Below are 10258 nucleotides of genomic sequence, written 5' to 3' on the forward strand. Positions count from 1 at the left end.
TGCAGGTTCGTGCTGCAAACCCGGTTTCGCCACCGTCGTTCAGAACTTCACGCCCAGATCGACCTTCGCGCCCTGGTCGGCCGTGCCACTGCCGAACTGGCCGGTATAGGACAAGCCGAGCGTCGCATTGGCCGACATGTTGAGATCGAGGCCGGCCTCGATCACCGCGGCATCCCTGGCGATCGGCACGCCGGCGATGGTGAATTGATCGCCGCCGGCGAAGGCGAAGGCGGAGGTCGGCGTGACATCGCCGAAGGCGTGACGCCAGCCGAGCATGCCGCGAGCGGTGGCATCGATGCCGCCAAGCGCGAAGTCGGTCGCGCCGCGAAGGCCGAGCGTGGTGAAGGTGGCGTCGGTTCTTGTGCTGGCGCTGGTCAACGCCGCGGCACCACCCGTTTCGGTGAAGCCGTCGGTGTGCACGCTGACATAGGCGAGGTTGGCGAAGGGTTCGAAATGGAAGCCACTGGCATCAGCCTTGTAAGCGAGTTCGCCGAACGCTTGCGCGGTGCCGGCGTCGTAGTCCGCCGACAGTTGATCGGCAAAGCCGTTGAAAGCAGCCGAGCGCCTGGTCGAGATGCTGCTCCAGCTATAGGCTGCACCGCTGCGGAAGGCGATGGCGCCCCAGTTCGTGCCGCCATAGAGACCGAGATGGTAGCTGTCGCTCTTGCCTGACGAATCGCGGTCGTCGGCATCGAAGGAGGAATGGCCGTAGCCGCCGAGCACGCCGACACGCCAGCCGCCGACCAAAGTGTCGGCGCCGGCCAGCAGGCCGCCGGTCGAGCGATCGAAGGCGGCGGCATTGCCGTCGCTGTCGGTGTTGCTCCACGAACCGAACACCTGGCCCCAGACGGCGAAGCGGTCGGTATCGGCCGCCACCATTTCCGGCCCACCCTCGCCATAGGCCATGACCGGCAGCGCCGCCGCGCCGCCATCGCCAAAGGCAGCAGCAATGCGATTGCTGGCGGCGTCGCGGACGAAGCGGCTGTCTTCAAGCAGCATGCCCTTGGCCGAGGCATGGATTTCCCCGGAAAGCTGGTCGAAGGCGTCCTGGGCGGCTGCTTCGCTCGGCAAAGCAAATATGGCATCGAACAGCGGATTGCCGCTGCCAAGACTTTCGGCACCACCGCCGGTGGCGATCTGGTTTGGCGTCAGGCCGACATCGGCGAAGGACTTTGCCTGCACTGCGTCGATGTAGACATGCGTCGGATCGTAATTGGCGTAAAGGCCGGTGAAAAGGCCCAGTCCGCTGATTGTGTAGGTGCCGATGACGCCCGCGTCGGCCTGCAGAACCGTGTAATGCGTGCCCGGCACGTAAGGCGCTGCGTCCGTCTTGAGCATTTGGAGGATCGCGCCGGAGGCGATGGTCGCCGTGCCCGTCGCGTGGATGAGATCGGACTGGCCGGTCGAGGTCAGCTCGACCTGGTAGATCGAGCCGGCCGCCTGGTCGAGATTGCCGGCGACGTGGAGCGTACCGATCGAATTGCCGGGGGCGATGATGCCGCCCGACCGCGCCATGACGCCGCCCACCGTGCCGTTGCCGCCCAGCGTGCCGCCGAAGATCGTCACCAGCGAGTTGGCCAGCGAACCGTTCACGGCCAGCCGCCCGCCATCCACATTGGTGGCACCGGTGAAGCCGCTCGAATCGGCGGTGAGGTTCGTCGCGCCGGCGATCTGGTTGATCGTGCCTGCGCCACCGATCGCCGACGCGAAGGCGTGGTTCGTGTCGGTGTGGTTGAAGTTGATCGCACCCGCGCCCGGCCCGAACTGGACGCTAGTCGCATTGAGCGTGCCCGCGGCCGCCGCTGGCGATCCGCTCGCCGCACCGATGTTGAGCGTGCCGACGGAGCCCGCCATGGCGGCGATGTTGACCACGCCGCCGCTCGACACCGCGCCGCCATTGGCAATCGTCAGCGTGCCTGTTCCACTAACGCCGACATCGAGATCTCCGCTGCTGGCCCATGTCGAGCCGGCGCCGCTGACGTTGGCCATGCCGATGGACCCGGCATAAAAGCCCAGATAGCCATCGGTGTTGGCGACCTTGCCACCGTTCGAGACGGTCAATGATCCCGTGCCACCCTGACCGACCTGAAGGAGGTTGCTGCTGGTCCAGCTTGAGCCTGCGCCGCTGACGATTGCCGTGCCCAGGGCCCCGGCGTCAAAGCCCAGATAGCCAGCAGCGCTGGTGACGATACCTCCGTTTGAGATCGCCAGCGTGCCGGTGCCGTCTTCGCCGAGATAAAGGGAAGCATTGTTGGCCCAAACCGAGCCGACGCCGTCGACTGTCACCGAGCCGATGGCGCCCGCGGCGGAGCCCACGGTGCTCACCAGGTTGACGACGCTGCCGCCGTTCGAGATCGTCAACTTGCCCGTGCCGGAATCGCCGATGCGCAGGTCCGAGAAATTGATCCAGTGCGAACCCGACCCATCAACGGTGGCGATGCCTGTGGAACCCCCAGCCTTGCCCAAATAGCCGGTCTGGTTGCTGGCGGTGCCGCCATTGGTGATCGCCAGCGTGCCCGTACCTTGGTCGCCGACGCTCAGGTTCGAACTGTTTGCCCAAATCGAGCCGGCACCGTCGACCGCTACCGTGCCGAGCGAACCCGCGGCGTAGCCAATCAAGCCCAAGCCATTGCTGACCATGCCGCCGTTCGAAACCGTCACCGTGCCCGTGCCAAAGCCTCCGACATAGAGGTCCCCGCTGTTCGTCCACTTCGATCCCGCGCCGTCAACCGCCGCCATGCCGGTCGAACCGGCAATGTAGCCGACATAGCCCCAGCCATTGCTGACCGTGCCGCTGTTCGAGATCGTCAGAGTACCCGTGCCGAAACCGCCTACGAACAGGTCCGAGCTGTTGTTCCAGGCCGCCCCCCCACCGTCGACCGTTACCGTGCCGGTCGAGCCCGACAATGTGCCCACATAGCCTGTGGTATCGCTGACCTTGCCGCCGTTCGAGATATTCAGCGTGCCGGTACCCTGATCGCCGACGAACAGGTTGGAACTGTTTGTCCAGGTCGATCCCGTGCCGTCGACCGTCACCGTGCCGGCGGAACCCGAATCGAAACCAACGAAGCCCAGGCCACTGCTGACCGCGCCGCCGTTGAGGATGTTCAGTTCGCCGGTGCCGGCGGAACCGACAACAAGAGCTACGCTGGCCCAGGTCGAGCCTATACCGTCGACCGTTGCCGTGCCGGTGGAGCCGGCAACGTTGGCTAAAATGCCGTTCTGATTGCTGACCGCGCCCTTGTTCGAGACCGCCAGCGTACCCGTGCCCTGATCGCCAACGATCAGGTCCGAGCTGTTGGTCCAGGTCGAGCCGGCGTTTTCGACGAACACAGTGCCGGTCGAATCTGCTTTCGCGCCAATGACCGCCGAGCTGTTCTTGACGACCCCGCCGTGGGAGATCGCCAGTGTTCCGGTACCGAAATCGCCCACAGCCAGGTTGGAGCTGTTGGTCCAGGTCGAGCCGGCGCCGTCGACGAACACGAAACCGGTCGAACCTGCTTTCGCGCCGATATTCCCCGAGGCGTTGCTGACCACGCCGCCGCTCCCAACCAAGAGCGTGCCGCTGCCGCTATCGCCGACGAATAGATCCGAGCTGTTGGTCCAGGTCGAGCCGGAACCGGTGACCGTCGCGAAGCCGATAGAGTCCGTCAGCGCGCCGATCGTGCCGATGGCGCTGCTGACCGCGCCGCCGCCCAAGATTGTGAGCGCACCCTGGCCTTGGTCGCCGATGAACAGGTTGGAAGTGTTTGTCCAGGACGATCCGTTACCGTCGACCGCCACCGTGCCAGTGGAGCCCGCGGCATAGCCCGCATATCCCACCGAACTGGTGACTTTGCCGCCATTTGTTATCGTCAGCGTGCCGAAACCCCCGTTGCCGACCGCGAGCGCGGCGTTGGCCCAGGTGGATCCAACGCCATCGACGGTTGCCGTGCCACTGGAACCCGCCAGGTTACCCAAAATGCCGCTCAGGTTGCTGACTTTGCCGCCGTTCGAAACCGTCAGCGTACCGGTGCCCTGATCGCCGATGAACAGGTGGGAAGCGTTGGTCCAGGTCGAGCCCGTGCCGTCGACGATGACCGTACCCGTGGAGTTTGAATTCTTGGCAATTGTGCCTACGCTGTCGGTCACCTTGCCGCCGGCGGAAACGATCATCGCGCCCGTGCCAGTCTGTCCAACCGTCAGGTTCCCGCTGTTTGTCCATGTCGACCCCGTGCCGGAGACATTGACCGTGCCGTGAGAGCCGGCATTCGCGGCGACAACGCCGGTCACATCCGTCGCCGTTGCTCCGCTGAAGATGTCCAGAAATCCGGTGCCCTGATCGCCGACAGTTACCTGGGAAGCATTCGTCCAGGCCGAGCCTAGCCCCGTCACCAAAACGGTGCCGGAGGCCGAGAAACTCCCGCCAATATTGGCAAGATCATCCGACAACAGGCCGCCATTTGAAACCGTCACCGATCCGGTGCCGCCGAAACCGACATAGAGATTGCCCGCGCTGTTCCATTGCGACCCGGTGCCGTCGACCGTGGCCGTTCCAACGGAGCCGGAATTATAACCGACAAAACTACTGCCATCATTCATAACACCGCCGCTGGCAACGTTCAGCGTGCCGGTGCCGCCATATCCAAGGGCGAAACTAGCGAAAGTACTCCACGAGGAGCCGACGCCGGTGATCGTTGCCGATGCATTGGCGGTTGCCGAATATGCCAATGTACCGTCTTGGCTGGTCAGAGTGCCGGCATTCGAAATGGTCAGATCACCGGTCGAGGAAGAGCCATTTGCTATGGTGACACCGGCGGCAAAAGCATTTGCGCCGTTGATGACAGTCGGGTTGACGGCGCTTGTGTTGATAGTGACATTATCGGCCGCTGTCGGCACCGACGCTGGGGTCCAGTTTCCGGCCGTGAACCAGTTCGTGGAGGCAGCACCGGTCCAGATCTCGGCTGCCGCCGCGGTGAGCGGCTGACCAAGACCGACCAGCGCGGTCGAAGCCAGCAACAGATACTTCATCCCCGTCGCCTTGCGGCCTGCAAATGTGTTCTGCGGCATCCAAACCCCTGACATGACAGTCGTTTCACCCTGAGGCTGACATGTCATTGGAGCTCGGGCTTGTCTTGGGCAGGGCCGCACTGGAATTGGACTGGAGCGAAAAGCCGAGCCTTTTGCGCGCACTGTGGCAGTTCTGCGCCACGAGCGCGCAGGCGCCGCTCCACCGGCCTCTCAAAGAGAGAATCGGACCCCGCGCCAGGGCCGGCCACAGAAAATGCCGCAATCCTATCTGGCGCTGGTCGGCGTGTAGCCGAAACGGCGACGAAAGCAGCGATTGAAATACGATACATCGCTGAACCCGCTCGTCATCGCGATATCGCTGACCCGCATGTCGCTGTGTCTCTGAGAAAGCATCCTGTGGGCGCTCTGCAACCGCAGCTCGAGAACGCGCTCGGAGAAGCTCACTCCCGTTTCCTGAAGGAGATCATGGACGTAGCGCGCCGACAGGGCGAGTTGTTGCGCGACACCTTGGGCGGAGATGCCAGGATCGGCGAAGTCCTCGGCAATCGTTGCCAGGATCGCCTCCAGCCTGGCGGCGCGCAGGCCGCGAAGACCGACCAATTCGGCAGCCCGGCCTTTCGCCCCGGTCACCAGGCCGATCAGGTCCACGATCGTGTCCGTCGCATGGGTTATGAGATCGGCCGAGGCGAGCGGGCTGCCGCTTTCAAGAAGCTCGCAATAGCGCTTGAGAAGATCGAGGGCTTCGTTGTCGGCGCCGATCTTCAACCCCAGCCGGTCGTCGATCTGCGGGAAGGCGCGCATGAGGACCGCGCGTGGGACCACCACATTGGTCCAGATATTGCTGTCGGCACCGGTCATTTTCAGCGCCTCCGAGGCCGTGACGAGGACCGCTTCTCCCCGACCGACGGCATATTCGCGGCCGACCTGCACGCCCGACAAGAGGGTGTCGGCCTTGTTGATCAACAGCAAATAGCCGTCATTGTCGTCCTCGGCGATGTTGCTCGCCTTCCTTGTCGCCTGCTTGATCGTTCCGGACATCTGGCCGAGAACCAGTGAACCGACAGCCGTGGCTTCGATCGAGGCCTCGAAGGGCAGGTTTTCCGATATGCCGTATTCCACCGACCATATTTCCGCGACGTGGATGTCCTGCCACAGGGAAAATCGCTCGCGTTCGCCAAGATGCGGCGGCAACTGAGCCGATGAAAACACCGTCTTTCGCGACAATGGAAAACCTCGATAAAGTATCCGCGCTTAAAAAATACCGATCGCCATACTTTCAATCGGCAGAATAACCGGCAACAGTGGCGGCTGGCGTCAAGCAATCGAGTTGAATCCTAATCGAGATCGGCCAGGAGTGGCGTCATCCAAAAGTATGACGCCACAAAATTATCCGAGGCGAGATCGCAGTGTGTCTGGAGGCGTGGTGGAGAGGCTGAGCAGCGAAGTTCTTGGTTCCATTATCGGCGATATTTACGATTGCGTTTTGAACCCGGAAGGCTGGGCCGGCGTCATGACCCGGATCACGACCGCCATGGACGCGGCCTATACAACCATCGCGCTCGCCAGCACCGCCGACAGTCATGGCCGCTTCGCCGCTCAATCGCCCTGGGATCCCGTGCAAATGCGCGTGCTCCAGGATTATGACTTTGACGCAATTCCCGGTTTGAAGACGGCGGTCGTCGGCGATGTCGACACGCCTGTCGCGACGCTGTCGCTGATGAGCGAAGCCGAACTCGGGCAGACGGCATTTTTTCAGAACTGGGCCAAACCTCAGGGACTGCGCGAAGCCTGCATCACCAAGTTCGTCCACACATCGGACCGGATCGGGCTCATGGGTTGCACCACATGGGCCGACAGGGGGATCATATCAGCCGAAGACCAACATTTCCTCGCGTTGCTCTCGCCGCATCTGCGCCGTGCTTCCCTGATCGGAGACCTGCTCGACCAGGCTCGCGTTACCGCCAGCCTTTACCGCCAGGCGCTCGACAATCTCGCAGTGCCTGTCGTGCTTGCCGGCGCCAACGGGGCCATCCTCCATGCCAATGGCGCTGCCGAACGGATGTTGTCGGCGCAAGGTCCGATTCTTTCCAGGAACGGCCTGCTCCAGGCGCAGAATCCGGCGGTCGCCCGCGCCCTGCTGGAAGCGATCGCCAGCGCCGCGAACGCGGATGCTTCGCTTGGCGCCCGGGGCATAGGACTGCCGGTCTCGGCCCCAGGCCGGCCGCCCGCCGTCGCCTATGTGCTGCCGCTGACCGAAGGAACCGCGCGCGCGGCTTTCCGGCCGGCATGCGCGGCTGTTTTTATATCGACCACGACGTCGGCTTCTCCTCTGCCAGAGGCCGTCCTGACCACGCTGTTCGACCTTACGCCCGCGGAGGCGCGGGTCCTGCTGCGGATCGGCAGCGGATTGTCGGCGTCGAAGAGCGCTTTGTCGCTCGGCATCGGCGAAAACACCTTGAAGACACACCTCAATCGTATCTTCGCCAAAACCGGGACGAGACGCCAAGCCGACCTCGTCAAGCTCGTCTCGGACATAGGCACGCCCCTGGCAGCGCATTGAGGCTGAAGGCGTAGTCCGCAGCGCGAGATCGGCTCACCGCCTCCAGAGCGGCTCCGGCGCGAAGCGCTCGCTCGCCGGGATCGCGCCTGGCCGCCCCCCTCTGGCCTGCCGGCCATCTCCCCCTCAAGGGGGGAGATTACTCGCTTCCACCGCTCAGATCAGCTTCTCCAGCGTGATCGGCAAGTCGCGCACCCTTTTCCCCGTCGCGTGGAACACCGCGTTGGCGATCGCCGGCGCCACGCCGACGATGGGCAGTTCGCCGACGCCCTTGCCGCCGAGCACAGAGGAGTGCGGGTCGGGGATGCCGACCGAAATCACCTCGATGTCGGGAATGTCGGCATTGGTCGGCACCAGATAGTCGGCGAGGTTGTTGTTGACGATGCGGCCGTGGCGGCGGTCGATGATGCCTTCTTCCAGCAACGCCTGGCCGATGCCCATGATGATGCCGCCCTTCCACTGGCTTTCCGCCAGCTTCGGATTGTAGAGCCGTCCCGAATCCAGCGCCGACACGACGCGCGAGACCCGCACGGTGCCGAAATCCTCGTCGACCCGGACCTCGATGAAATGCGCGCACCAGGAGTGGCGGGAATAGTCGCCTTCGGTGTGCGGCAGCGCCATGGCGATGGTGGTGTAGTTCCTGTAGCGGTCCTCGGCACTCGAATTGGCCGGCATGGTATCGCCTGTCGCCTCGATGCGATCGCGGCCGACGCTTTTGAGGAGCTCGGCGATCGACACATCGGGGCCGTCGCCACGCGGTGCGGTGATGCGGCCATTGGCGACGACCAGCGTGTTGGCCTGCAGCGCATGGAAGGGCGAGCGCGGGTCGCTGATCGCCAACCCGACCAACTGGTCGAGCGCCGAGGTCGCGGCCTTGTAGACGGCGCCCGTCATGACGCCGGCCAGGCGCGAGCCGCCGGCGACGCCGGCGCGGGGGAAGCGAGAATCGCCCAGCTTCACCACGACGTCGTCGGCCGGCACGCCCACCGTCTCGGCCGCCGTCTGCGCCAGGATGGTGTAGGTGCCCTGGCCCATGTCGATCGAAGAGCTTTCGACCTCCACCGAGCCGTCGGCCAGGATGCGCACGATCGCCTCGCCATAGGCGCGCCGCACCGGATAGGTACCGGCGGCTACGCCCCAGCCGATCAGATGGTTGCCGTCGCGCATCGAACGCGGCTCCGGTGAGCGCCTGGCCCAGCCGAAGCGCTCGGCGCCCGTGGCAAAAGCCTCGCGCAACTGCCTGGTGGACCAGGCTTTTTTCACTTCCGGGTCCTGCTCGGCATAGTTCCGCAGCCGGATCTCCAGCGGGTCGATGCCAACCTCATAGGCGAGCTCGTCGATGGCGCTTTCGATGCCGAAGGCCGAGGGGTTCTCGCCCGGCGCGCGCATGGCGCCCGGCACCACGGAATTCACCCGCACGACGTTCTGCCGGGACGAAAAGTTCGGCGTCGCGTACATGATCGAGGTAACCGAGGCCAACGGCTCCACCCACATGCCATCGATCGACGTTTCATTGACGCCGCGATGCACGATCGACTGGATTTTTCCTTCCGCATCCGCGCCGAGCGCCACCGTCTGGCGCGTCGCGGCGCGGCCGCCATAGCCGGTGAAGGTCTGCGGGCGCGTCATCACCAGGCGCACCGGCCGGCCGAGCATTTTGGCTGCACTCGCGGCAACCGCGCCGTGGCCGAGCGCCAGCGCCTTGGAGCCGAAGCCGCCGCCAATATAGGGCGAGACCAGCCGCACATTCTCGAACGGCACATCGAACCACTCGGCATAGGTGCGCGCCATGCCATCGAGCCATTGGCTCGGCTCCCACACGGTGAGCCGGTCGCCCTCCCAGCGGGCGATCAGGCCGTGCGGCTCCATCGGCGCCTGGTATTCGCGCGGCGTGTTGTAGGCGGCGCAGATCCGGACCGGGGCGGACGCAAAGGCAGCCTGCGCGTCGCCCCATTCCTTGGTCATGGCCTCGATCGGAATGCCGTCGCCGGCTTTGGCATCGTTGAGGTCGACGATGGCCGGCGTCTCGTCATAGTCGACCTTGACCAGGGCCGCTGCCGCAACCGCCTGCTCGAAGGTTTCCGCGACCACGGCGGCGACATGCTGGCCCGAAAAGCTGATGTCGCGCGCCAGCGGGCAATAAGGCTTGTCGGGCGGGGGCGTGCCGAACCAGTCCGACGCGGTTTTCAGGGCCATGATGGTGTCCGGCGTCAGCACTTGCAGCACGCCGGGCGCCGCCTCAGCCTGCGCCGTATCGATGGCGCGCACCTTGCCGGACGCGATCGTGCTGTCGACCAGCACGGCATAGGCCAAGTCTTCGAGCTGCTGTTCGACGGCGTATTTGGCTGCGCCGGTGATCTTGGCCGGGCCGTCGACGCGCGACAGCCGGCCTCCGACGGCTTGTGCCAGCACGCCGTCGGAGGCGTCGCCATGTCTTGCGATGTGAACGGTCATGCCGCTTCTCCCAGTTTGAGGATCGCTCTGGCCACCACGCGCGGCGCGAGCTCGATCTTGTAGTGGTTGGCGCCATGGTCGACGGCGCCCTCGACGGCGAGCAGGCTGGCCGCGCGGACAACCTCAGGCTCCAGCACCTTGCCTTTAAGCGCCTCTTCCACGGTGCGCGCCCGCCAGGGCTTGGTGGCAACGCCGCCGAGCGCGACGCGCAGGTCGCGGACGGTGCGCCCGTCGGCC

The 10258-nt window shown here is 64.7% G+C and carries 4 protein-coding genes and 1 pseudogene; 1 reads left to right on the forward strand and 4 read right to left on the reverse strand.

Annotated elements, in window-relative coordinates; genetic code table 11:
- Positions 1-39: 39 nt before the first annotated feature.
- Together LB541_RS28100 and LB541_RS28105 are read right to left on the reverse strand one after the other, a co-directional pair.
- On the reverse strand, positions 40-5010 hold the full coding sequence (locus LB541_RS28100) for an autotransporter domain-containing protein (RefSeq protein WP_224620081.1): 4971 nt from the start codon (positions 5008-5010) through the stop codon (positions 40-42).
- A 264-nt stretch (positions 5011-5274) separates the two neighbouring features.
- Entirely contained in the window at positions 5275-6234 is a 960-nt protein-coding gene (locus LB541_RS28105) for a helix-turn-helix transcriptional regulator (RefSeq protein WP_140582452.1), read from the reverse strand.
- 286 nt (positions 6235-6520) lie between these two features.
- On the opposite strand from LB541_RS28105, the gene LB541_RS28110 reads away from it, so the two are divergent.
- Positions 6521-7570 carry a helix-turn-helix transcriptional regulator gene (locus tag LB541_RS28110; RefSeq protein WP_224620083.1) on the forward strand — a complete coding sequence of 350 codons (1050 nt, stop codon included), beginning with the start codon at positions 6521-6523 and terminating at the stop codon, positions 7568-7570.
- Between the two features lie 153 nt (positions 7571-7723).
- Here the strand turns inward: LB541_RS28110 and LB541_RS28115 are convergent, their stop codons facing one another.
- Together LB541_RS28115 and LB541_RS28120 are read right to left on the reverse strand one after the other, a co-directional pair.
- Positions 7724-10021, reverse strand: a complete 2298-nt coding sequence (locus LB541_RS28115) for a xanthine dehydrogenase family protein molybdopterin-binding subunit (protein ID WP_140663674.1) — start codon at positions 10019-10021, stop codon at positions 7724-7726.
- Positions 10018-10258, reverse strand: a pseudogene (locus LB541_RS28120) (xanthine dehydrogenase family protein subunit M); the annotation flags it as partial. The gene LB541_RS28115 and the pseudogene LB541_RS28120, both read right to left, overlap by 4 nt.

This window comes from Mesorhizobium sp. BR1-1-15 (genome assembly GCF_020165475.1).
Lineage (GTDB): Bacteria > Pseudomonadota > Alphaproteobacteria > Rhizobiales > Rhizobiaceae > Mesorhizobium.

Bases quoted from the DNA above. Each gene is read 5' to 3' on its own strand.
- LB541_RS28110 (WP_224620083.1), top strand. From the start codon at position 6,521: ATGACCCGGATCACGACCGCCATGGACGCGGCCTATACAACCATCGCG.
- LB541_RS28115 (WP_140663674.1), bottom strand. From the start codon at position 10,021: ATGACCGTTCACATCGCAAGACATGGCGACGCCTCCGACGGCGTGCTG.
- LB541_RS28100 (WP_224620081.1), bottom strand. From the start codon at position 5,010: ATGAAGTATCTGTTGCTGGCTTCGACCGCGCTGGTCGGTCTTGGTCAG.